This window comes from uncultured Anaerococcus sp. (genome assembly GCF_963512375.1).
Classification (GTDB): Bacteria; Bacillota; Clostridia; order Tissierellales; family Peptoniphilaceae; genus Anaerococcus.
This window is the reverse complement of the sequence record NZ_CAUPMI010000007.1, coordinates 1-23,040: the sequence shown is the minus strand read 5'-3', so window position 1 is coordinate 23,040 and position 23,040 is coordinate 1. Positions and strand designations below refer to the sequence as shown.

At 36.4% G+C, this 23,040-nt stretch carries 18 protein-coding genes and 1 pseudogene; 10 read left to right on the top strand and 9 right to left on the bottom strand.

Annotated features, from left to right (window positions below):
- Positions 1-118: 118 nt before the first annotated feature.
- The 8 genes and pseudogenes from RRB46_RS04380 to thrS form a co-directional block, all read right to left on the bottom strand.
- The gene (locus RRB46_RS04380) at positions 119-2,620 is read right to left on the bottom strand and encodes an ABC transporter permease (protein WP_311537656.1); all 2,502 of its coding nucleotides are present in this window, start codon (positions 2,618-2,620) and stop codon (positions 119-121) included.
- Positions 2,583-3,260 carry an ABC transporter ATP-binding protein gene (locus tag RRB46_RS04375; RefSeq protein ID WP_311537655.1) on the bottom strand — a complete coding sequence of 226 codons (678 nt, stop codon included), beginning with the start codon at positions 3,258-3,260 and terminating at the stop codon, positions 2,583-2,585. The genes RRB46_RS04380 and RRB46_RS04375 overlap by 38 nt, the downstream gene beginning before the upstream one ends.
- Before the next feature lie 88 nt (positions 3,261-3,348).
- On the bottom strand, positions 3,349-4,221 hold the full coding sequence (locus tag RRB46_RS04370) for an ATP-binding protein (RefSeq protein WP_311537654.1): 873 nt from the start codon (positions 4,219-4,221) through the stop codon (positions 3,349-3,351).
- Positions 4,209-4,862: a response regulator transcription factor gene (locus RRB46_RS04365; RefSeq protein ID WP_311537653.1), complete on the bottom strand. Its 654-nt coding sequence runs from the start codon at positions 4,860-4,862 to the stop codon at positions 4,209-4,211. The genes RRB46_RS04370 and RRB46_RS04365 overlap by 13 nt, the downstream gene beginning before the upstream one ends.
- A gap of 65 nt (positions 4,863-4,927) precedes the next feature.
- A pseudogene (locus RRB46_RS04360) lies at positions 4,928-5,130 on the bottom strand (helix-turn-helix domain-containing protein).
- A gap of 183 nt (positions 5,131-5,313) precedes the next feature.
- Positions 5,314-6,675 carry an MATE family efflux transporter gene (locus RRB46_RS04355; protein ID WP_311537652.1) on the bottom strand — a complete coding sequence of 454 codons (1,362 nt, stop codon included), beginning with the start codon at positions 6,673-6,675 and terminating at the stop codon, positions 5,314-5,316.
- A gap of 69 nt (positions 6,676-6,744) precedes the next feature.
- A complete protein-coding gene (locus RRB46_RS04350) occupies positions 6,745-7,950 on the bottom strand; it encodes an ATP-grasp domain-containing protein (protein WP_311537651.1) in 1,206 nt (401 codons plus the stop codon).
- Complete coding sequence (thrS, locus tag RRB46_RS04345) at positions 7,922-9,844, bottom strand: threonine--tRNA ligase (RefSeq protein ID WP_311537650.1); 1,923 nt, start codon at positions 9,842-9,844, stop codon at positions 7,922-7,924. The genes RRB46_RS04350 and thrS overlap by 29 nt, the downstream gene beginning before the upstream one ends.
- Positions 9,845-10,291: 447 nt before the next feature.
- Here thrS and RRB46_RS04340 point away from each other — a divergent pair, with 447 nt between their 5' ends.
- From RRB46_RS04340 to RRB46_RS04300, 10 genes are all read left to right on the top strand, one after another.
- The gene (locus RRB46_RS04340) at positions 10,292-11,725 is read left to right on the top strand and encodes a carbohydrate ABC transporter substrate-binding protein (RefSeq protein WP_311537649.1); all 1,434 of its coding nucleotides are present in this window, start codon (positions 10,292-10,294) and stop codon (positions 11,723-11,725) included.
- A gap of 52 nt (positions 11,726-11,777) precedes the next feature.
- On the top strand, positions 11,778-12,668 hold the full coding sequence (locus tag RRB46_RS04335) for a sugar ABC transporter permease (RefSeq protein WP_311537648.1): 891 nt from the start codon (positions 11,778-11,780) through the stop codon (positions 12,666-12,668).
- Between the two features lie 9 nt (positions 12,669-12,677).
- Complete coding sequence (locus tag RRB46_RS04330) at positions 12,678-13,532, top strand: carbohydrate ABC transporter permease (protein WP_311537647.1); 855 nt, start codon at positions 12,678-12,680, stop codon at positions 13,530-13,532.
- On the top strand, positions 13,529-15,688 hold the full coding sequence (gene gnpA / locus RRB46_RS04325; protein WP_311537646.1) for a 1,3-beta-galactosyl-N-acetylhexosamine phosphorylase: 2,160 nt from the start codon (positions 13,529-13,531) through the stop codon (positions 15,686-15,688). The genes RRB46_RS04330 and gnpA overlap by 4 nt, the downstream gene beginning before the upstream one ends.
- 1 nt (position 15,689) lies before the next feature.
- On the top strand, positions 15,690-15,869 hold the full coding sequence (locus tag RRB46_RS10625) for a DUF6903 family protein (RefSeq protein ID WP_399529911.1): 180 nt from the start codon (positions 15,690-15,692) through the stop codon (positions 15,867-15,869).
- A 10-nt stretch (positions 15,870-15,879) separates the two neighbouring features.
- A complete protein-coding gene (locus RRB46_RS04320) occupies positions 15,880-16,980 on the top strand; it encodes a sn-glycerol-3-phosphate ABC transporter ATP-binding protein UgpC (protein ID WP_311537645.1) in 1,101 nt (366 codons plus the stop codon).
- Positions 16,981-16,989: 9 nt separating this feature from the next.
- Positions 16,990-18,015 carry a UDP-glucose 4-epimerase GalE gene (galE, locus tag RRB46_RS04315; RefSeq protein ID WP_311537644.1) on the top strand — a complete coding sequence of 342 codons (1,026 nt, stop codon included), beginning with the start codon at positions 16,990-16,992 and terminating at the stop codon, positions 18,013-18,015.
- Between the two features lie 2 nt (positions 18,016-18,017).
- Entirely contained in the window at positions 18,018-18,941 is a 924-nt protein-coding gene (locus RRB46_RS04310; RefSeq protein ID WP_311537643.1) for a sugar phosphate nucleotidyltransferase, read from the top strand.
- 95 nt (positions 18,942-19,036) lie between these two features.
- On the top strand, positions 19,037-19,510 hold the full coding sequence (locus tag RRB46_RS04305) for a PTS sugar transporter subunit IIB (protein ID WP_311537642.1): 474 nt from the start codon (positions 19,037-19,039) through the stop codon (positions 19,508-19,510).
- A 116-nt stretch (positions 19,511-19,626) separates the two neighbouring features.
- Positions 19,627-20,493 (top strand): hypothetical protein, encoded by an 867-nt coding sequence (locus tag RRB46_RS04300; RefSeq protein WP_311537641.1) that lies wholly within the window; start codon positions 19,627-19,629, stop codon positions 20,491-20,493.
- A gap of 51 nt (positions 20,494-20,544) precedes the next feature.
- Here the strand turns inward: RRB46_RS04300 and RRB46_RS04295 are convergent, their stop codons facing one another.
- On the bottom strand, positions 20,545-21,870 hold the full coding sequence (locus RRB46_RS04295; RefSeq protein ID WP_311537640.1) for a hemolysin family protein: 1,326 nt from the start codon (positions 21,868-21,870) through the stop codon (positions 20,545-20,547).
- Positions 21,871-23,040 lie beyond the last annotated feature (1,170 nt).

The following is a 23,040-nucleotide window of genomic DNA, read 5'->3' as shown; positions in this document are numbered from 1 at the left end:
GGCTCATTAAATTAGGAATTTTAGAAGAACTAATTTATAGAGTCTTCAGGTGGCAAGATAAAAGGCTATGAGTTTGAATGCCCACAGCCTTTTTTATTTCTGGTTAACATAAAAAATGTTATTCTAAACTTCTTATTCTATCTACAAGACTGTTTTGGCTGTGCTTTTCATAGAACCCCCCTGTAAATATTATCCCAATGATTATATTTACAAAGTTTACAAGTATAAGTGGCATGATTACAAATTTATAGGAAGTCCACTTAGTTTCTGCCATAAAATCTATCAAAATAAATTTATCTACAAGTAGCATTACTATAAAAGAAAATACTAAGCTTGAAATTGAATATATCAAATTCTTTTTGATTAAATATTTCTTAATATTACGCTTGGTCATTCCGATAGCTTCAAGGATTGATAGATTAACCATATTTCTTAGAATTTCTGTAGCAATAATATTTATAAAGTTTAGTACAGAAATTAAAAACAATACTATAGATAAACTATAACCCACAAATTCTATAAGATTTTTGAAATCTTTAAAAGACTTTATTTGAAGATCTCTTGAGTCATAGGAAAAGTCTGGGTTATTTTCAAAAGATTTTAATAACTTATCAAAATTTTCCTTTTCACTATCTTCTACATCAAATCCATAGGACATTATACTTTGATCTCCTGTAAGCTCTTTATACTCATTCGGATTCATATAAATATATTCCAAGCCTAAAGTAGGACTAGATTCATCGTTTACATCTTCCTTAATTACAGGGAAATATCTAAGACCAATTGAAAAGTTATATTCAACCTTTCCCATCACTTGGACTTCTTTGATTTTATTTTTTACATTGATTTTTATTTTATCACCAGCTTTAAATGCAGATTTTTTATCTCCATATTCTCCTATGATAATATAATTTCCTGTTTGCCATTTGTCTTTATCAAACTCTCCATCTATGAATTTTTGTTTATTTATTAGATAATCATCTATTCCCAATAATATTGGAGCAACTTTATTGTCTTCTATTTTTATATCTTGATAATCGTACTCATAACCATAATAGTATAATGCTCCACCAGCTTTAAATCCCTTTTGATTTTCTATTTCATCAATGAAATTATCCTTTATACTGTCCTCACTTCCTGAGTACATATACCTAAAATATTTTGGGCTTGCTATATTATAGTCCGTTGCAATAACATCAGAAATCCCCTTTTCTAGATCAATATTACCAGTATAAGTTAAAACGCTATTTAAAATAACTGCAGATAAGCTAATAGAAAGAACAATAGATATAAACCTAAATTTATTTGAGAAAACTTGTCTTCTAGCAAGCTTTCCTAGAGAAATATCCTCGCTTTTATATTTCTTTTTTATCTGGATTTCGTTGTATCTGCTGGCATCTATTGGAGAAACTTTTGCTGCATATCTTGCAGGTCTCATAACCGATAGAAATACTGTAAGCAAAGTAAAGGCTGTCGAAAATAAGATAATTAAGATTATTACGATGATTGATAATTTTACATCCGTTAACATCTCATTATTTGCAAATATTTTATTTAAAATAATTTTACCGATAGAAATCCCTACTATATCTCCAACTATTATTGCTGGAAGTGCGACTGCTAAAGACTCTAGATGAACGAGTTTTTTGATTTGTGGCTTTGTCATTCCAATTGTTTTTAAAAGTCCCAGAAGTTTAATATCTTCATTTACTGAAATCTTAAAAATGTTGTTTATTATTAAGTAGCCAGCGACTATTACTAAAATCAAAAAAGCTAAGAAGGGTAGAAATGTTTTAAAGTCAAAACTACTATCACCAGATAAAAGATAGGCAAAGTTAACACCAATTCTTATTTCTTTGTCGGATAGATTTCCAGGATTATCTGCCACCTTATAACCATTTCTCTCTGCAATTTTTAAAAGTTTATCCCCTATCTTAAAAGAATTATTTAACATTACTTCCAAATCGCTATTATTTTTTGGAATCGATAATTTATCTACATAAGCCTTTGATAAATAGATTTGACCTACACCGACATTGGAGTCAATAGGATTTTGAAAAGTCCCCGATATAATAAATTTATCACTTTTCTTTTCGATAACCTCTCCTGTGTACGCTTTTTCTATTTTAAAAGGAACTTCTATTTCTTCTCCTATTTCACCCTTATAACCTAATTTTTTAGCAGTTGATATATCTAGAAATACTTCATTTTCTTTTTCTGGAAACTTTCCCTTAACTTTTTCTATTAAAGACCATTCAAATCCTTTTTTATCCATATAAGATAGTTCTGCCATAACTTTTTCATCATCAAGAATTCCAACTTTCTCTCTTACTGAAAAATCCTTTATATCCTTATCATGGGTTAATATTTCTACATCTTCGTCAGAAATATCTTTAAAAGAACCATGGCTGATTGTACCAATTGTTTTCATCGTTTGGGTTTCCATACTTTTCCCTAAACCTAAGGCTACGGAAAATAAACTTGTAAAAAGTATAGAAGTCAAAGCAATGGCTAATAAGAGAATATTTCTCCTGCTTTTATTCGCATTTAAAATATTTTTTGCTAGACTCCTTATATAAGCTTTATTTTTGACTTTCATTATTTCCCACCAGCCTTCCATCTTCTATCCTTAGAGTTTTTTCTGCAGCTTGAGCTACAGCATCATCGTGAGTAATCATAAGAATAGTATTTCCAAGTTCTTTATTAATCTTTTTTAGTAAGTAAACAACTTGAGAAGATGATTTTGAATCCAAATTACCTGTGGGTTCGTCAGCTAGAATTAATGATGGTTTAGTAACCAAGGCTCTTGCTATGGCAACTCTTTGTTGCTGTCCACCAGATAATTCGTTAGGCATTTTATATTTTTGATCACTTATCTCTAGAATGTCTATTACGGAATCAACATATTTTTTATCTACCTTATCCCCATCAAGACCAAAGGGAATAATTATATTTTCATATACATTTAGCATGGGCAAAAGATTATATGCTTGAAAGACAAAACCAATATTTCTTCTTCTAAAAATGGTTCTCTCATCATCTTTTAGAGCATATATATCCGTACCATCAATAATAACTTTTCCGCTTGTAGGATAATCAAGTCCACCTAACAAATGTAATAAAGTTGATTTACCAGATCCGCTTGCTCCAATTATAGAAATAAATTCTCCCTTTTTTACTTCGAAAGATACTCCATCAAGAGCTCTTACTTCCACGTCATTTGTTTTATAATATCTTTTTAAATTTTCCACTTTTAACATATCTATCACCTCTCTATATTTAATATAACATTCATATCTTACAAAGTACTTACAAGACTTCTTACAGTTTTGTAAGAAAAAAGACTTCTCACAAAGGGAAGTCTACTGAAAATTTTATTCTATTTTCATCCAAAGACGCTCTTATATTTCCACCATGTTTCTCTATAATTTCTCTGGCTATAAATAGACCTAAACCCAAGCCGTCCTTGGAAACTGAATTTTTTCCTCTATAAAATCTTTCAAATATCTTTGGCAAAGTTTCTTCTGATATGTCTTTGCACTCATTTTCTATGTCTAGATTATAGTTTAGGTAAGATTTATAAACTGAAATATTAATTGTAGAACCATTTGGCGAGTATTTTATAGCATTATCTACTAGATTGTGAACGGCTTCTTTAAGCCATCTTTCGTCCAAATTGAAAATTAAGTCTTGGTCTTTTAAATTTATGCTTATACATTTTTCATCTAATATTACTTTAAATTCTCTCAAAACATCTTCTACTAGGTCTTTTAAATTTGCTTGATGTTTTTGTAGTCCTATAATATCGGATTCTAGCCTAGAAGATTTTACTAGATTTTGTATCAAAAATTCTAGTTTTTTAAGCTCATACTTTATAATTTCAAGATACTCTTCTTTGGGATCATCTTCTAAAAGACTAATGTATAAAGAAAGGTTGGTAATGGGTGTCTTGGTTTGATGTGATATATCTGCAATTAAATCTTTTGTTTTACTTTTTTCTGTATTTATTTTCGCTTCTTTTACTTGGCTGGCATACAAAAACTTAATGAGCTTTGATTTAATTTTAGATAATTCCTTTTCATCAAATTCTGTAATTTCTAAATTTCCATCCAAAGCCTGGTCAATATAGTCTGAGAATTCACGCATTTCACTTCTCAAGACAATATATTTATATAAAAGAATTCCAATTATAAAAACTAAAAGACCTATTAAAACTGCCATTTATAACCAACTCCAAAGACTGTTTCTATTGGGTCATAGGGTTTTAATTTGTTTCTTATCCTAGAAATGTTGACGCTCAATGTATTTTGATCAATAAATTCATCATCTATTCCCCAAACAAAATCAAATAGTAATTCCTTAGTAATAACTTGAGACTTGTTTTTTATTAAGTAGTATAAAATTTTTGTCTCCGTCCTTGTGAAATCTATATTTTTATTGTCTACAAAGAAAATATTTTCATTGAAATTAAAGTCTAGACCATCTTTCTTATAAAGATTTAAATCACTAGAAACTATTTTTTCAAAGGCTCTCTTTATCTTTGCTTCTAGGATTCCTAAAGAAAAAGGCTTGGTTAAATAGTCGTCTGCACCTAAATTTATGGCTGAAATGATATATGCTTCTAGATCTATGGCAGATAAAACTATAATGGGAATTGACGAACTTTCTCTAGTTTTTTTTATTATTTCAAGGCCATCTCCATCTGGTAAGTTCATATCAAGTAAAATCAAATCGACATTATCAATAAAATTTTTAGCTTCACTAATTGTGTTTACAGAAAAAACTTCATAATCTTTATTTAAGGCTATAGAAAGTCCTTTATTTAAATTTTTATCATCTTCAATTATTAATATCTTTTTCATAGTTTCTACCACCATTAATTAAATTCCATAATCACAAATATAGTATCGAATTCTTATGTAAGTTTTCACTCATCTCTATACTCCAATACATCAGATATATCACATTTAAAATACCTACATATCCTGCCAAGTATTTCCATACTTACATTCTCATCTCGTCCCATTTTTGCTATAGTGTGAGGAGTTTGTTTATGGATTTTTGTAAGTCTAGTTTATTCATCTTTCTATCTATTAATTTTTTCCATAATTTATCATAGGAAAATCCCATAATACACCTCAATCTAGTCTTCTACTTTGTACAGTATTTCTGTAATATTATACTATATTCTACAAGTTAATCTTTGTGTATTTTTATGACAGATTTATTCCCTCTTTTTCAATCAAAATTATATTAGAACAAAATCTTCAAATATAGATTTATTCACAAAAAATAGCCCCTGAGGGCTAAATTTTATAAAACATCAATTTTATTTCTGATATCTCTCTTTAGGAAATAAACACAGAAGGTGGAATTTATAAATTCACTTATTACAAAGGCCCACCAAGCTATATCTAGCCTGCCTGTTTTTGTAAATAGATAAAAAATAGGAAGGAGTATTATGACCTGTCTTAAGAAAGACTGGAAGATAGGAAACTTCCAATTGCCAAGAGCTTGAAAGACTCCACCTACACCCACTACTGATGGGATAGAAATAATAAGGGATAGGGAAACAATCCTTACCATTGGTATACCAATCTCTCTCATGACATCAGTGGCAGCAAAGAGGTCAAAAATCTGATTGGTGAAGGCCCACATGAGGATAACTGAAAGGGCCACTATGGCAAAGGATGCTGTTAGAGCAAGTCTGATAGCCTCCTTTATCCTCTCCTTATTTCTTGCCCCGTAGTTGAAAGAAACTATGGCAAGAAGGGCATTTGAAATACCAAACATTGGCATAAAAGCAAAGGACTGGAGCTTAAACATAATACCATAAGCAGCTACCGCAGATGATCCAAATCCATAAAGCATGGCATTCATAAAAAATAAGACAAAGGCACCGATACCACTCATTATTATTGAAGGAAGTCCTATTGTAAATATCTGTCTTAGTATATCTCCATGAAAGCGGAACTTATGGAATTCGAAGTTAACTTCCTTATTTTTATAGGTGTGGAAATATAGGCCGACTAGGGCTCCTCCTGCTTGGCCAATGATTGTTGCAAGGGCTGCTCCCCTTACACCCATGGCTGGAAAGCCAAGTAGGCCAAAGATCATGATTGGGTCAAGGATTATATTTATAACTGCTCCTATGCCTTGGGTAATCATGGTGTAGACTGTGTTACCCGTTGTTTGGAGGGTCTTTTCGAAAAATATCTGGAAAAAGACTCCTCCACAAAATATGAGGACTACAGATAGGTAGTCTTCTGTATATCTAATTATCTCTGGGTCTTTTGACTGGCTGCTTGCATAAAAGGATGTAAAAAATATTGCAAATAAAACAAATAATCCTGCCGCAAGGGCCGCTAAGATTAAGCCGTGGGTTGCAACTTGGCCTACCCTTTTTTTATCATTCATGCCCAAAAATCTAGAAATAAGGGCTGCAGATCCTACTCCTATGCCGACAGCCACAGATATCATTATATTTTGGACCGGAAAACATAGGGATACCGCTGTTAGGGCCTTTTCAGATAGTCTTGCCACAAAGATTGAGTCGACCAGGTTATAGACTGACTGGACCAAAAACGAAATTATAATCGGCAAAGACATAGAAAATAGGAGCTTGCCAACGGGCATGGTCCCCATTCTGTTTTCTGTAACTTTTCTTTCGCTCATAAAACCTCCTTTTACTTTCTTTACAATATAAAGAGATAGCCGCATTTTTTTGCTTCTATCTCTTTAAGCTTAGTCAAATAATTCTTTTTCTTGCCTTTTTAGGGCTTCTTTAACTTTCAAACTTCTCATAAAGCCATCATCTGCCTTGTTTATGATGTGGATGGCTGAGTTTTCATTTCTTTCTTTCTTGTCAAACTCTTCTAATAGTGAAGGATCTACATGGCTTCTTGCCACATCCTTGTTGATGGCTGTAAGCATGAAAGGCCTTTTGGTCCTCTCGCTAACAGATTTGCCTAAAATTAGATCATCTGTCGCTATCTTTATGAGATTGACTCCACCTAGGGTTGAATAATAGAAGGTCCTGCCTTGCCTAATATTCATCTCCAGGATATAAATCTTACCACTCTTACTATCCTTTTTAAAGTCTAAATTGAAAAGGCCCTCATAAGATAAGTTAGTCACAATATCCTCTGCTAGGTCATACATGGCTTTTTCGTCATGGTCAACCTGGACTAGGTGGTTGCCTACCCACATAGGACGCATATCTGATAGGAGGTTTCTAGCAAGGACCATTGATATGGACCCATCCTTGGCCCTGTAGCCGTTTAGGGAATATTCGCTTCCCTGGCCGCCGTGGATGAATTCCTGGACAATGACATGGCCTTGATACTTACTATCGTAGATATTTTCCAAAACTTCTAGGGCTTCGTTTTTATCTTTTACATGGTAACCCTTTTGCTTAACTTTTATGTCACTTGCTATGAAATCATCGTATTCATCAGCCTTTAGGAAGAGCTCGCCATCAAGGTCTAGGTCCTTCCAATTATCCCTAGCCGCCCTAAAGGTCCTAGGATATGGGAGGCCAAATTTCTCCAAAAGCTTGTAAAATTCAGATTTTTTGATTAGCTTAGAAGCTTCTTCTGGATTTGGATAAGGAACCTTATAAGAAAAGTCAAGCTTGTCTATATTTCTTAAGAGCAAGTCTACGTAATGCTCTGTTGGGGCGAAGAAGATAAAATCTTCCTCATCCCTTTCCTTGGCTAGATCATTTAGGGTTTTGACAAAGACCTCATCATCTGATGAAAAGTCCTTGGCCGTGTATATATCTGCTATCTTTGACTTATAGAAGGGCACAAGGACTGCAGAGCCTGCTACTATTGGCTTTTTGCCATAGGCCTCATAAAAGGACCTGGCTACCGAGTAGGAGTTGTGGTCTGTGCCTAGGATTATAGCATTATAGGTCATATTAATAGATTGATTCCCTTGATTTTTCATCTCTTTCTTTTGAGATTTGTGAGATGAAGTCTTCTACTTTGACATCTTTAGTTTCTTCGCCGTCTCTGTTTCTTACAGTTAATAGGCCTGATTCGATTTCTTTTTCACCTACTACTAGCATGTAGTTTGCTCTCATCATTTGAGCAGCCCTAATCTTATAGCCTACTCCCTCGCTTCTAGAATCTACATTTACCCTAAAGCCTGCTTCTTTGATTTTATCAGCTAATTCATTTGCCTTTTCTGCAAATCTGTCTGCTACAGGGATGATTGTTACTTGTCTTGGGTTAATCCAAAGTGGGAATCTTCCTGCAAAGTGTTCTGTTAGGACACCGATAAATCTTTCTACTGAACCAAGTAGGGCCCTGTGAAGCATTACTGGACGTTTTTTAGAACCATCTTCATCTACATATTCTAGGTTGAAGTTGGCTGGTAATTGGAAGTCAAGCTGGATTGTACCACATTGCCATTCTCTCTTAGCAGCATCTAGTAGATGGAAGTCGATTTTTGGACCGTAGAAGGCACCATCGCCTGGGTTTATTTGATATTCTATATTTCTCTCTTCAAGGGCAGCCTTTAGTTGGTCTTCAGCAAAGTCCCAATCCTTGATATCTCCCATATAATCATCAGGTCTTGTAGATAATTCTATTGTATATTTAAAACCAAATGTTGAGTAAAGAAGGTCAGCTAGGTCGATCATTCTATAAACTTCTTCTTTGATTTGGCTTGGAAGACAATAAACGTGTGCATCATCTTGGGTGAAAGTTCTAACTCTGAATAGGCCGTGAAGAGTACCTGAAAGCTCGTGTCTGTGAACTTGGCCAAATTCTGCAAGTCTTATTGGTAGGTCCCTATAAGAATGTTGGTTAGATGCGTAAGTTAAAACTGATCCTGGGCAGTTCATTGGCTTGATTGCGTAGTCTTCATCATCTATCTTTGTAAAGTACATGTTTTCCTTGTAGTGGTCCCAGTGGCCTGATCTGTGCCATAGGTCTTCATTTAGGATAAGTGGTGTTTTGATTTCCCCATAACCATTGTTATCAAGAACACCCCTCCACCAATCAAGAAGCTCATTCATTAGAATCATGCCATTTGGATGGAAGAATGGGAAGCCTGGTCCTTCTTCGTGGAAGGCAAATAGGTCCATTTCCTTGCCGATCTTTCTATGGTCACGTCTTTTGATTTCTTCTTGCAAGAGTTCGTATTCTTCTAATTCCTTAGCCTTTTCGAAAGATATACCGTAGATTCTTTGAAGCATGGTCTTATCAGAATCACCTCTCCAATAAGCACCTGCTATAGCTTTAAGCTTGATTGCCTTAATTTTCTTTGTTGAAACAAGGTGTGGTCCCCTGCAAAGGTCTGTGAAAGCATCACCCATCTTATAAAGGGTAATTAATTCATCTGCTGGTAAATCTTCTATAAGCTCAACCTTATAGTCTTGGCCCTCTTCCTTAAAGAGCTTAAGAGCTTCATCCCTTGAGATTTCAACTCTTTCTAGCTTAAGGTCTTTTTTGGCAATCTCTTTCATCTTCTTTTCGATTTTTTCTAAATCTTCTGGAGTAAATCTGTGGTCTAGGTCCATGTCGTAGTAGAAACCATCAGCTATGGCAGGTCCTATAGCAAATTTTGTCTCAGGCCAAAGCTCTTTTATTGCTGCAGCCATAACATGGCTTGATGTATGCCAGAATATTTCCTTACCTTCTGCATCTTCAAATTTAACAACTCTAAAGTCGCTATCTTCATTGATAGGCTCTTCATAGCCCATAACCTTGCCATTTACAACAGCACCGACTGCTGCCCTATAAAGTCCTTCAGAGATATCCTTTGTTACATCTCCTACCAAGACTCCACTTTCATATTCCTTAATTAATCCGTCTGGTAATTTAATTTTAATCATAATCTCTCCTTGTTTTTTTAATAAAAATAGACGTATGTCCCAGCCCTTACGGCTATAGGACGATACGTCTTTCGTTCGTGGTTCCACCTAATTTTAGTCTCATTAGAAGGCTTATCGCGCCTTAACGCCTCACATTACATGAGAAACTCCGGGGTGGTGCTTTAATCTTTGTGCCAAAACTTCTCAGCTATCGTTTCTTTCTGTAAACACTTTATAAATCAAAGGTCCCTGTCTAAGTCAATATTAATTATAAACTTATGTTACCTTATAATTTAAACTTTTCAAATATTTTATAAATTATTTTGCTAATTATAAGCAAAATCTCCACGGTTTTTCTAAATCAAACAACAAAAAATTTCCGTGAAAATGTTTTACTTTCATCTTGACAGAAAGTCTTATTACCTTTATAATATAAATATAGGTAATTACCATTTCAAGGAGGAAAAAATGAACAAGTTGAAGACAACAATGTTAGCCCTATTAGCTATTTTTGCTTTTACAGCATGCTCTAGCAACCAAGAGGCAAAGGATACCACAAAAGATGCCCCAGCAGAAACTAGTGAAAACGCAGACCAAAAGGAAGATAGCGAAAAGAAAGATGACAAGGATGCTGCAAATGATGCTTCTGACAAGAAATTTGCCGGCAAAACCCTAACCCTTGCAGGTCTTGATGGCGGTTATGGTACAGAAGGCTGGAAAAAAGTCATAGCTGATTTTGAAGAATTGACAGGTGCTAAGGTTGAGGCACAATTTGAAAAAAATATCCACGAAGTTATCAGACCAGAAATCCAAGCAGGAAATGCTCCTGATGTAATCTATAACAACATCGGACAAGAATCTGGTCTAACAGAAACAATGATCAAAGAAAAAATGCTTATGGATATTACAGATGTTTTAGATATGACAGTTCCTGGAGAGGATGCTACAGTTAAGTCTAAAATAATCCCAGGTTTTACAGATACAGCTGTAACAAACCCATATGGGGATGGCAAAACCTACCTTGCCCCACTTTTCTATTCACCAACAGGTCTATGGTATAACAAGGCTATGTTTAAAGAAGGTGGCGGCAAATACGAACTTCCTAAGACAATGGATGAGTTCCTAGCCCTAGGCGAAGAAGCCAAAAAAGATGGTATTTCACTATTTACCTATCCAACAACTGGTTATTTTGATACCTTCTCTTTTGCAATGTTTTATGAAATCGGTGGAGCTGAATTATTTGATAAGCTAATGAACTATGACAAGGAAGCTTGGGAAAAAGAAGCGACACCATACTTTGAAACTGTAGACAAGATTCTAAAATACCTAAATCCAAACACAGTTGCCCAAGCAAATAACGAATCATTTACCCAAAACCAATTACAAGTTATGAAAAATGAATCTCTATTCATGCCAAATGGTACATGGATTATAGAAGAGATGAAGGATGCTCAAGGCGTTTCTGATAATTTTGAGTGGGGTCTAATGGCTCTACCATCAATGAAAGATGGAGAAAGATACGCTTATTCATGGTTTGAACAAATATTTGTAACAGAAACTTGCAAAGAACCTGAGCTTGCAAAAGAATTTATCGCTTACCTATATTCAGATGCTGCAACAAAAGCCTTCCTAGAAAACGGCGGAGCCGTTCAACCAATAAATGGCGTTGAAGCAATGATGACAGATGAAAACCAAAAACTATTCTACTCAATCTACGAAGAAGGCGTAAAAGCTGCAGTAGGTGGTTGGGCTCAAGCACCAGCAGTAGAAGGTGTGGATATGAAAACTGAACTATTTGATGCTGTAAACTCAGTAGCAAATGGCGATAAGAGTGTAGCAGACTGGCAAAAAGATGTTGTAGAAGCAGCAGGTAAAATTTCAGATGCTATAAAAGCTCAATAATATTTAATAATCAGGGCGGGCAACCGCCCTTTAATTTTTATAAGGAGTTTATATGAAAAATTCTAAGGACAAAAAAAGATTTATAGCCCTTGGCCTTACTCCTTCTCTAATCCTCTATACCTTATTTATGATCTATCCAACTATCAAGGTATTTTACGAATCCCTCTTTAAAACCGGAGGGCTTTCTGGAAAGAGGAGCTTTGTAGGCCTTTCTAACTTCAAGCTATTAGCCACTGACAAAAATTTCATAAGAGCCTTCCAAAACACAATTTTTCTCATAGTAATCGTAACAATAGTAACCATAGTATTGGCCATAGTCTTCGCCTCAATCTTATCTCGCGAAAAGCTTAGGGGCAGGAATTTTTTTAGAATCATATTCTATATTCCAAATATCCTATCAATAGCAGTAATTGCCTCAATTTTTGCTTCTATTTATGGGATGGACCAAGGACTTATAAACGGCTTTATGAGACTTTTTAATCCGGCAAGAACAAATACAGCATTCCTAGGTGACAGGATGCTTGTTGTCTATTCCATCGCCTTTGCCATGATTTGGCAGGCTGTAGGATATTATATGGTAATGTATATGTCAACCATAAGCCAAATCCCTGAACACCTCTATGAGGCAGCAAACCTAGATGGGGCTGGCAAGATGCGTCAGTTTTTTGATATAACCATTCCCCTAAGCTGGGAAACAATCAGAACCACCCTCACCTTTTATGTAATCAGCAACATAAATATTGCCTTTCAGATAATCAAGGCTCTTACAGGTGGAGGTCCTGACGGGGCAAGCCTTACCCTGCTTAACTACCAATATGAACAAGCTTACACAAATTCCTCCTTTGGTTATGGACTTGCCATAGGCGTAGTTGTATTTATATTCTCTTTTGTCCTATCAGCTATAATTCATAAATTGACAAAAAGAGATATCATGCAATACTAGGAGCAACTTATGAAAAATCAGACAAAACTTTTTAAAATATTCACCTACCTATGTCTTATACTTTTTACCCTATCGATCCTAATCCCTGTGGCTTGGGTCTTTATGGCATCTCTTAAGACAAATGCAGAATTTTATGAAAATCCCTGGGCCCTTCCCCTATCCTTTTACCTAGACAATTTTAAGGATGCTTGGTCAGCGGCCAACATGGGTGAGTACTTCCTAAATTCTGTGATAGTGACCCTTATGGCCCTAATAATCTTACTTGCCATAGCCCTCCCATTTTCATATATTTTGGCTAGGATGACCTTTAAAGGTAGACGTTTTGTAAATTCATATATCAAGGCAGGACTTTTTATAAACCTATCTTATATAGTAATTCCAATATTTTTACTCCTAAGAGATGCGTCAAAGGCTCTTCCAACAAGCCTTTTAAATAACAGGTTTATCTTAGCCCTCATATATGCATCAACAGCAGTCCCATTTACAGTTTATCTATTGACAAACTTCTTTGCTTCCATTTCCAAATCTTATGAGGAAGCAGCCTATATAGATGGGGCAGGATATTTTAGGACCATGGTAGATATCATGATTCCAATGGCAAAGCCAGCTGTTATTACAGTAATATTATTCAATTTCCTAAGCTTTTGGAATGAATATATACTTGCCCTAACACTCATGACCGAGCCAAGCAAGAGAACCTTGCCAGTAGGCCTTATAAACCTACAACAAGCTGCAAGGGGAGCTGCAAACTACGGCAGGCTCTACGCAGGTCTTGTAATTGTAATGATCCCAACCCTAATAATTTATATACTAGTACAAAAACAACTCACCGAAGGAATGATGGTAGGAGGAGATAAAGGATGACAAATAAGAAAAGAGGAAGGCTCACCCTTCCAAGCGAAGCTAATTTTTATGACGAAACTATCGAAATGATTGAAAAACTAGGGGCTGATGCCCTAAGAGATTCTGATGGAACCTATCTTCCAGAAGATATAAAAGACATAGAAGGAGTTGATATTTACACCAACTTCTTCCCAACCAGGGGCCACAACGATTTTGCCCAAACCGTGCCTTTTGAGATGTCAAGATTCTACCTTATAAGCGATTTTGTAACTGCAAAGGGAGAATTGACAGAAATTGACTTTTTAAGAGACTATTACAAGGACCAAATAAGAGCAGATTATGACTATGACCCAAAAGAATGGTGGGATGTCTATGATAGAACAAGAGGGGCTAAGCTTGACCCTAGCTTGTGGGAAGTGGATAAGGAGAATAATCTTGTAAAGATAAAAACAGAGCCCTTCCACGTCTACACAGTCAATTTCCTAGCCTACGGCATCTGGGATCCAGTGCAGATGTATAACCATATCACAAATGACTGGGGAGATGAAGTTGCCCACCACATCCCTTTTGATGTTAGGTATGAAAAATCAAGCAAATTCGTAGAAGAAAACTTAGAAAATTGGCTTAAGGCCAATCCAAAAACTGATGTAGTCAGATTTACAACCTTCTTCTATCAATTTTCCCTAATTTTTAACAAGGACGGCTTAGAAAAATACGTAGATTGGTTCGGTTACCAAAACAGCGTATCCCCTGAAGCTATGATAGCCTTTGAAAAAGAATACGGCTACAGGCTTGAGAGCGAAGATTTCATCGACCAAGGCTATTACAACAGCCCTTACAGGATTCCTTCCAAAGAATTTTTGGACTATATAGACTTCCAACAAAGATTTGTCTCCCAAAAGGCCAAAAGACTTGTAGATTTAGTCCATAAATACAATAAAAAGGCTATCATGTTTTTGGGCGACCATTGGATTGGAACAGAACCATATGGCAAATATTTTAAAGATATTGGTCTTGATGGAGTTGTAGGCTCTGTAGGAGATGGGGCGACCCTTAGGATCATAGCTGACATAGATGTGCCATTTACAGAAGGCAGGTTCTTGCCATATTTCTTCCCAGATGAGTTCTACGAAGGCAACGACCCATCAATCGAAGCCAAGGACAATTGGGTTAAGGCTAGACGTGCCCTCCTAAGGAGCCCTCTAGATAGGATTGGCTATGGTGGTTACCTATCACTTGCCTACAAGTTTCCAAAATTTATCGACTATATAACAAAGGTTGCCGATGAATTTAGGGAAATTTATGAAATCTCTTCAAAGGCTAAGGCCTACACATCTTGCAAGGTCGCAATACTTAACTCTTGGGGATCTCTAAGAACCTGGGGAGCCTATGTAGTTGCCCACGGCAAAAAATTCAAACTTGCCTATGCCTATGCAGGTATGATGGAAGCCTTGACAGGTATGGATATGGATGTGTCCTTTATAAGCTTTGACGATGTGAGAAAGGGAATTGACCCATCAATTGATGTAATCATAAATGCAGGCGATGCCTATACTTCATTTTCTGGCGGAGAAAATTTCCTAGACCCAGAAGTCGTGGCAAATATTAGAAAATTTGTCTACGAAGGCGGCGGCCTAATAGGAATCGGCGAGCCTTCAGCCTATCTTGCCAACGGTAGATTTTTCCAACTAGCTGATGTCTTTGGCCTTGATATGGAAAAAGGCTACTCCCAAGGCTATGACAGGTATTTTACAAAAGAAATTGACAGCCACTTTATCACAGAAGATTTAAAATCTTACGATTATGGGGAGCTTAAGGCAAATATTTATGCTCTTGATGAAGATACCCAAATCCTAAAATATGAAAATGACCAAGTCTATCTTGCAGCCAAGGACTACGGCAAGGGCAGGAGCTTTTATGCTATGGGCCTTCCTTATAGTCTAGAAAACACCAGACTTCTCAAAAGAGCCATCCACTATGTAGCCCACAAGGAAGATGACCTTAAGAAATACTACGCAGATGACCTAAGGCTAGAGGTGACAGCCTATCCAGACCTAAAGAAATATTGCGTGATAAATAATTCAAATGATAGGGTAATAAGCACCGTCTATGATGGCAAGGGCTGCGGCCACGAAATAGAACTTGCCGGCGGCGAACTTATTTATTGTGAGGACTAGTATGGATTATTATAAAAAACAGAAACTTGCGAATTGGGCTTTGGGCTTACTCTTTGTCCTAGGAGTCATCCTCCAAATTTTAGGCCACAGGAAAGAAGGTTACCTTCCTCTCCTTGTCCAATTCATATCACTTGCAATATTACTTTTAGTTTTATACCTTTATAACAAGAGACACGCTTAAGGAGGCCTAGATGGCTGGATTAAAATTTGAAAATATATATAAGATTTACGATAATAAATTCACAGCAGTTAAAGATTTTAACTTAGAAATAAAAGATGAGGAGTTTGTTGTATTTGTAGGCCCATCAGGTTGTGGTAAGTCTACAACTCTAAGAATGGTGGCAGGTCTTGAGGAAATCTCTAAGGGCAAGCTTTATATAGGAGATAAGCTTGTAAATGATGTAGAGCCAAAGGACAGGGATATAGCCATGGTCTTTCAAAACTATGCCCTCTATCCACAAATGACAGTCAGGGAAAATATGTCCTACGCCCTAAGGATTGCCAAGGTGCCAAAGCCAGAAATTGACAAGAAAGTTATGGCTGCAGCAGAAGTTTTAGGTCTTGTCCAATACCTAGAAAGAAAACCTGCCGCCCTTTCTGGTGGTCAAAGGCAAAGGGTAGCCCTAGGCCGAGCCATAGTCAGAGATCCAAAGGTCTTTTTGATGGATGAGCCCCTATCAAACCTTGATGCCAAGCTCAGGGTCCAAACCAGGGCAGAAATCACCAAGCTCCACGAACAGCTTGATACCACCTTTATCTACGTAACCCACGACCAAACAGAAGCCATGACCATGGCTGATAGGATAGTCATAATGCAAGATGGGGAAATCAAACAAGTCGATAGCCCTATCAATGTTTACACCAAGCCAGAAAATTTATTTGTAGCAACTTTCATCGGTTCTCCACAAATGAACCTAATTAATGGTAAAGTAATAAAAGAAGAAGATAATTACTATCTAGTAAATGAATTTACCAAAATTCACATAAGTAAGAAAAAAGGATACGAATTAGAATCCAAGGGATATATCAAAAAAGACTTGGTCCTAGGCATTAGACCTGAGCATATCTACAGTTCATACAGAAAGACTGATTCAGAAATTACAGGTCTTGTGGACTTTATAGAGCTATTAGGAGCCCAACAATATGCCTATCTCAATGTAGGTGGCCAAGAGATAAACGCAGTTTTGAGCATGGATGAAAATATTGCTAAACACAGCGAAATCACCCTATACATGGATGAAGAAAAAATGCACTTTTTTGATAAGGACTCCCAGAAAAACATTCTTTTATAAGGAGTAGACATGAAAAATGTATTGATAACTGGAGGATGCGGCTACATCGGTAGCCACATAGCAGTAGAGCTTTTAGCAAAGGATTATGGAGTCGTAATTTATGATAACCTCATAAATTCTTCAACCATTGCCCTAGACAGGGTCGAAGAAATTTCTGGCAAAAAGCTAACATTCTATGAAGCAGATGTCCTAGATAAGGATAAGCTCATAGAAGTCCTAAAAAACGAAAAAATCGACGTAGTTATCCACTGTGCAGCCCTTAAGGCTGTAGGAGAATCTGTAAAAAAACCTCTAGAATATTATCATAACAACATCACAGGAACCCTCTCCCTCCTAGCGGCTATGAATGAAGTTGGATGTAAAAATATAATCTTCTCATCATCAGCCACTGTCTATGGAGACCCAGAAGAGGTACCTGTAACAGAAGACTTCCCAAAAGGCGAATGCACCAACCCTTACGGCTGGACTAAGTCAATGATGGAACAAATCATGACTGACCTTTACACATCAGATTCTTCTTGGAAGGTAGTATTACTCAGGTACTTTAACCCAATCGGAGCCCACAAATCAGGAAAAATTGGAGAAGACCCACAAGGCATTCCAAACAACCTCCTCCCATACATCGCCCAGGTAGCAGTAGGAAAACTTGACTATTTAAGAGTCTTTGGCGATGATTATGATACAGTCGACGGCACTGGAGTTAGGGATTATATCCACGTAGTAGACCTAGCCAAGGGTCATGTCCTAGCTTGCGATAAAATAGACGAGCTAAAAGGTGTTGAGATAATAAATCTTGCCACAGGTAAGGGCTACTCAGTCCTTGAGGTCCTAAGGGCCTTTGAAAAGGCATCTGGAAGAGAAATCCCTTACAAAATCGTCCCAAGAAGGGAAGGAGACATAGCAAGAACCTACGCAGATGCCTCTAAGGCCTACAGACTTCTTGGTTGGAAGGCAGAAAATGGAATCGATGAGATGTGCGAAGATTCTTGGAGATGGCAAAAAAATAACCCAAATGGTTATGAAGAAAAGGAGTAAGAATGAAAACAAGTCTAGTGGTCCTTGCCGCGGGCATAGGATCAAGATACGGAGCAGGCATCAAGCAACTAGCCAAGATGGATGAAAATGGTTATACAATCATAGATTATTCAATCTTTGATGCAATCGAAGCAGGCTTTGACAAGATAGTCTTTATCATAAGGCGTGACATAGAAAAAGACTTCAAAGAAATAATAGGCAATAGGATAGAAAAAATAATCGAAGTAGAATATGCATACCAAGATATGAGTCTGCCAGGAGGCTTTGAATCTCCAAAGGACAGGAGTAAACCTTGGGGCACAGTAGATGCAGTCCTATCCACAAAAGGCCTTGTAAAAGATCCATTTCTTGTAATAAATGCAGATGATTATTATGGCAAATCAGTTTTTAAAGACCTCCACGACTTCTTGGTAAGGACTCCTGCAGATGAAAATGGCAAGCTTCAAATCGCCATGGCAGGCTACAAGCTTAAAAACACCCTATCAGACAACGGTACAGTCACAAGAGGAGTATCTTTAGGAAATGAAGATAACAAGCTAGTAAAAATCATAGAAACCCACGAAATTTCTTATGACAAGGAAGCTAAGACCTTCTCATCAAAGGAAAATCTTGACTCTGACATCCTCAACCTAGAATCCCTAGTATCAATGAATCTCTGGGCATCCTTCCCTGAGTTTATAGACCTAGGCGAAAAGCACTTTATATCCTACCTAGAAAAAAACAAGGATAATCTAGAAAAATGCGAATACGTCCTACCAGAAATGATAGATGAGCTAATAAGAAGTGACAAGGCAGAAGTAACAATAATCCCAACAAGCGAAAAATGGATAGGAATCACCTACAAAGAGGATTTAGCCCTAGCTCAAGAAGCCTTTAAACAAATGCTAGATGATGGGGTCTATCCAGAAAATATCTGGTCTAAGTAAAAAATTAATTTGAATTAAATTATAAGTGATATATAGTATTTGAGAAATTATAAAATTAATTAAACAATCATTACAAAATAAATAAGGAGGCTAAAATGGTAGAAATAGTATTTGTAAGAATCGATGACAGACTTCTACACGGACAAGTTGCAAGAAGCTGGGTAAAAGAAGAAGGCGCTAACCTAATAGTAGTAGCCAATGACAAAGTAGCAGAAGATAGAGAAACACAAAAGCTAATGAACATAGCAACTCCACTTTACGCTGACTCAAGATTTCTAAGCGTTGAAAACCTAATCGAAAAAATAAAAGATGACCACGACGGCAAAAAGGTCCTAATCCTAGTAGAAGGCCCAGAAGATGCCCTAAAACTACTGGATGCTGGTCTTGATATCAAATCAATCAACGTAGGAAACATGAGAGAACTACCAGGCAAAGAAAAAGTAATCGATGATGTCTTTGTAAGTACAGAAGATAGAGCAAACTTTAAGAAAATTCACGACAAGGGTGTAGCCCTTGACCTAAGAATCCTATCAAGCGATGCTCCTTCAGACGAAAACCTATTATTTTAATTATTAGCCAATCCATATGGGTTGGCTTTTTTGTGCCACTTATTAGGGAATAAAATCCTTCAAAGAAGATTTTTCAAGCCTTTATGGTAAAATAAGAATAAGTTCAAGGAGGATATATGAGAAAAATAAAAAAACTACTAGCCCTAGGCCTTTGTGCCCTAGCCCTTGCAGGATGCGGAAAAAAAGAAAAACCTAAGGCCCCAGTAGAAGAAAATACAGAAAATAAGCTAGAAAGTGTCATGGTAAAAGATGATATAGGAGAAGCTTGGCTTAAATACACCTTTATAGGGAAAAATATAAAAGATAATGATAAAAGCTTCATCTTAAATGTCTTAAGACTAGTCGATGAGCAAAGGAGCGAAGAATTTTCAAACCTCTTAGCCGATGATTATAGAAAGCTTATGGATAATGACAAAATTGCCGCATCCTTTAAACCAATAGATGACTATGGCCACATAGGCGGGATAAAGGCTATAACAAACGAAACAAGCGATACGACAGATGAAACAATACTCAGGGTAATAAGCATAAATGAAGAAGGAAGCTTGGAATTTACCCTCGTAAGGAATAAGGATGGCAAACTTACCAATTATCAAATAAGCCCATACACCTTCGAAAAAGAGCAAAAATACATGACAGATAAATACCAAGACAACCTCCAAAAGGCCAACGACCTGGTAAACTTAATCTACAACCAAAGAAAAGAAGAATTTGACCAGGAAACTCCAGATTTAGTAGATAAGGAAGAAATCTACCAAGACCTACAAGCAGCCTTTGATGAAGCAGGTGAAATTACAGGCATGGAATACCAATTCCTATCCAACCCAAATCTCATAGATCTAAAGGATAAGAAAGACATGGTAAATATCTTCATAACTGCTGTATCAAAAAATAAGGACAACATAGAAATACTCTTTAGCTTTGATCAGGAAGGCAAATTAAAAACCATAATCCTAAAACCAAACCTAGAAGCAGAAGAATAGAAAAAAGTCATTGGCCAAAACCTAGCAAAAGCTAGGCGGGCAATGACTTTTTTATTCCTCTTCTTTTTTATCTTCATCTTCCTTCAATTTTCGAATCCTACAGGCCTTAATCCTGTTATCCTCCATATAAAGGATTTTGATCTCGTAGCCATTATAGATAATAGTCTCCTTGGCATCTTTTTCTGGTATATAGCCAAGCTTATCAATAATAAAGCCGCCGAGCGAATCGTAATTTTCATTTTCTTCATCTATATCAATTGGAATCTTCTCATTTAAGTCCTTGATGCCTATAGAAGCCTTAACCACAAAGACATTCTTATTATTAATCCTAATGTCAGGAATATCATAGTCAAAGGAATCCTCCATATCTCCTACAATCTCCTCAATCAAGTCTTCCATAGTCAAAACTCCAGAAAATCCACCATATTCATCGATAAGAATTGCCATATGGATGTGGTTTTTCTGCATATCAGAAAAGAGCTTGTCAGCCTCAATCTTATCAGGAGCAAAATGAGCCGGTCTTAGGATATCCTTGATATTAACATCACTAAGGCCAACCTTAGTCGCCTCCAAAAGATAATCCTTAGTATAGATAATACCCAAAATATTATCCACATCATCCTCATATACAGGGATCCTATTGTGCCTAATTTTGACAAACTCCTCAAGGAAAGTCCTATCCTTATCGTTAATATCAATCATAAAGACATCAGTCCTAGCAGTCATAATTTCCTCAGCCAAGATATCATCAAAACTCATGATAGAATGGATCATCTTAGACTCCATAGGTCGAATAATTCCCTGGTCTTCTCCAATCTGGACAATAGATTTAATCTGCTCGCCAGTAACTTCCCTTTGTATATCCTTAGCCTTAATCCCAAAAATCTTCATAATAAAATTGGTAATAAGGTCGGTAAACTTAACCAAGGGACTGGTAAGGACCATAACAAGCCTAGCAAGGCCGCTTGCCCCAGAAGAAAGTGCCATAGGATTTCTAACCCCAAACCTCTGCGGAATCTTGTCTACAAAAATTATCTTAATAATGATATAAGCAATGATTATAAAAAATAAAACAGAAGTATCTGAAATAAAGGAAGCAAGCAAAGACATATCCCTAATCCTCTTAGCCAAAAAAGCAAGGGTAGTAAGGGATAAAAAGGCATTAATCATAGCAAAAGACTGATTAAGCCTATCCTGATCGGTAACCAGCTTAAAAAGGCTAGCCGCCTTATCATCTCCAGACTCAGCCGCCTCCCTAAGCTTAGCTCCATTAAGGGAAATAAGCGAAGTATGTAAGCTAGTCAAAAATCCATTTAATAAAATTAATACAATTGTAACTAAAATCGTAATCAAACTGTGGTAGGGCCCAGTTTCCATAAAAATCTCTCCTTATTGTAAAATAATCAATTACTATAACTATATCAAGTGTTGGGGCTAAAGTCAAAGGGGTGTTTTATCCAAGATAAATTATTTTAGGGGTGTTACCCCTAATACCCCATTCTTAATTATAAAGATAATAGTATTATAACCTTTAATTCTTCGTACTGTCATCTCATAATAAATTATAATTATAAACCTATCCCTTCGTACAAAGGGGGAGGCCCAGGGACCCTTTCGCATGGGTCCCCATCGGCCTCCCCCTTATACCCCCTCTCCGTTACCCCCCGCAAGCGACTCCTTAGCGGAGGGCAAAAAAGGAAGATTTTTTTCAAAAATCTTCTTTATTATGGTGGATTACTTCGTATTTATTTAGCCTTGTTATTACTGATTTAAAATTAAAAGTCCCCTAAAAATCACAATCTAGTCTAACTGTTATCTTTATAGTTACTTGTCGTCTTAGTAGTTACAGTATTTGTATTTTAGTCTAGTTGTCAGTGTGATTTTCTTTACGGTGACTTTTGCTTTTAAATCTCTCTATAAATTAGTTTATTAGACTCTCTAATCGCAATGTTTGCGAAGCAAACGAGCTTTAGAACTAATCAGACGTTAATATTCTCTCAAAATACAGAATAAATCTCCCAAGGTCGGGAGATTTTGTAAATGGAGATGCCGTTAAGAAAATCTCCTGACGCACGAGTAAAAATAAAAATTCTGTAACTACTAAGATGTAGAGTGTATACAAAACATAAATTTGGACTAGATTGAGATTTTTAGGCATCGGAATGTCAAAATCAGTAAGAGTAAGGATAACTAAAACAAGGAACTATGTCTACCAAGAGTGGATTGCCGTTAGGCAATCTTCTCTGTTCGCACTCCGCTTTAGGAGCAGTCGGGGGTGTAGCGTAAGGGGGTCTTAGGGGGAACCGGTGAGGGGGCATCTGCCGCCCCCTTGGGTTCCCCCTAGGTACGAAGATACAATTGTAAATGAATATAATTTAATAAAAGATAAAGTTCCGAAGAAAAACACTAAATAACAATATTATCTTGGATAAAAAATCCCAAATAAGGGGGTCCTTTAGGGGGAAGCCCCCTAACCCCCATATTATTTGTCCAACCTCCTCGTATATTATAGTTGTAGTAATAAATACTACATTTTGTTCTCAATCC

Bases quoted from the DNA above. Each gene is read 5' to 3' on its own strand.
- RRB46_RS04310 (WP_311537643.1), top strand. From the start codon at position 18,018: ATGAAAACAAGTCTAGTGGTCCTTGCCGCGGGCATAGGATCAAGATAC.
- galE (WP_311537644.1), top strand. From the start codon at position 16,990: ATGAAAAATGTATTGATAACTGGAGGATGCGGCTACATCGGTAGCCAC.
- RRB46_RS04320 (WP_311537645.1), top strand. From the start codon at position 15,880: ATGGCTGGATTAAAATTTGAAAATATATATAAGATTTACGATAATAAA.
- gnpA (WP_311537646.1), top strand. From the start codon at position 13,529: ATGACAAATAAGAAAAGAGGAAGGCTCACCCTTCCAAGCGAAGCTAAT.
- RRB46_RS04330 (WP_311537647.1), top strand. From the start codon at position 12,678: ATGAAAAATCAGACAAAACTTTTTAAAATATTCACCTACCTATGTCTT.
- RRB46_RS04305 (WP_311537642.1), top strand. From the start codon at position 19,037: ATGGTAGAAATAGTATTTGTAAGAATCGATGACAGACTTCTACACGGA.
- RRB46_RS04300 (WP_311537641.1), top strand. From the start codon at position 19,627: ATGAGAAAAATAAAAAAACTACTAGCCCTAGGCCTTTGTGCCCTAGCC.
- RRB46_RS04375 (WP_311537655.1), bottom strand. From the start codon at position 3,260: ATGTTAAAAGTGGAAAATTTAAAAAGATATTATAAAACAAATGACGTG.
- RRB46_RS10625 (WP_399529911.1), top strand. From the start codon at position 15,690: ATGGATTATTATAAAAAACAGAAACTTGCGAATTGGGCTTTGGGCTTA.
- RRB46_RS04295 (WP_311537640.1), bottom strand. From the start codon at position 21,870: ATGGAAACTGGGCCCTACCACAGTTTGATTACGATTTTAGTTACAATT.
- thrS (WP_311537650.1), bottom strand. From the start codon at position 9,844: ATGATTAAAATTAAATTACCAGACGGATTAATTAAGGAATATGAAAGT.
- RRB46_RS04370 (WP_311537654.1), bottom strand. From the start codon at position 4,221: ATGGCAGTTTTAATAGGTCTTTTAGTTTTTATAATTGGAATTCTTTTA.
- RRB46_RS04355 (WP_311537652.1), bottom strand. From the start codon at position 6,675: ATGAGCGAAAGAAAAGTTACAGAAAACAGAATGGGGACCATGCCCGTT.
- RRB46_RS04365 (WP_311537653.1), bottom strand. From the start codon at position 4,862: ATGAAAAAGATATTAATAATTGAAGATGATAAAAATTTAAATAAAGGA.
- RRB46_RS04335 (WP_311537648.1), top strand. From the start codon at position 11,778: ATGAAAAATTCTAAGGACAAAAAAAGATTTATAGCCCTTGGCCTTACT.
- RRB46_RS04380 (WP_311537656.1), bottom strand. From the start codon at position 2,620: ATGGAAGGCTGGTGGGAAATAATGAAAGTCAAAAATAAAGCTTATATA.
- RRB46_RS04340 (WP_311537649.1), top strand. From the start codon at position 10,292: ATGAACAAGTTGAAGACAACAATGTTAGCCCTATTAGCTATTTTTGCT.
- RRB46_RS04350 (WP_311537651.1), bottom strand. From the start codon at position 7,950: ATGAAAAATCAAGGGAATCAATCTATTAATATGACCTATAATGCTATA.